The organism is Microvirga sp. 2YAF29, assembly GCF_052114605.1.
Lineage (GTDB): Bacteria > Pseudomonadota > Alphaproteobacteria > Rhizobiales > Beijerinckiaceae > Microvirga.
Genome location: NZ_JBFRFB010000045.1, coordinates 1 through 627 on the forward strand (window position 1 = coordinate 1; position 627 = coordinate 627).

Consider the following 627-nt stretch of genomic DNA (forward strand, 5'->3'; position numbering starts at 1 on the left):
ATCGCATACGGTGCGGAGAGAATTATGCTTGGTCATGCGGATACGATTATTGCTGGCGGTTCAGAATCTATGAGTCTCGTTCCAATGATGGGGCATGTTGCAAGGCCAAATGCGAAGCTCGCAGAAGAAGCTCCGCAATATTATATGAGTATGGGCCATACTGCTGAGCAAGTAGCAAAACAGTTTGGGGTAACGCGTGAAGATCAAGATGCCTATAGTGTTCGAAGCCATCAAAAAGCAGCTAAGGCACTTGCAGAAGGAAAATTTACAGATGAAATTGTGCCTGTTTCTGTGAATATTCGGAAGGTTGGCCCTGACAATAAGTTAATCGAAAAGCAAGTTTTATTCGAACAAGATGAAGGAGTGCGTCCGGATACGAATACAGCAACACTTGCCAAACTCCGACCTGCATTTGCTCTAAACGGCACTGTAACGGCAGGAAATTCATCACAAACGAGTGATGGCGCAGCAGCGGTTATGTTAATGGATAGAGAAAAGGCAGAGGCGTTAGGGCTAGCGCCGATGGCAAAATTCAGATCATTTGCTGTTGCAGGCGTCCCTCCTGAAATTATGGGAATAGGACCAGTAGAAGCGGTTCCAAAAGCTTTAAAACTCGCTGGTTTAAAT

Annotated in this window: 1 pseudogene; it reads left to right on the plus strand. The window is 45.5% G+C overall.

Annotation, left to right across the window (positions count from 1 at the left end):
• Positions 1-627, plus strand: a pseudogene (locus AB4Y85_RS19425) (acetyl-CoA C-acyltransferase); the annotation flags it as partial.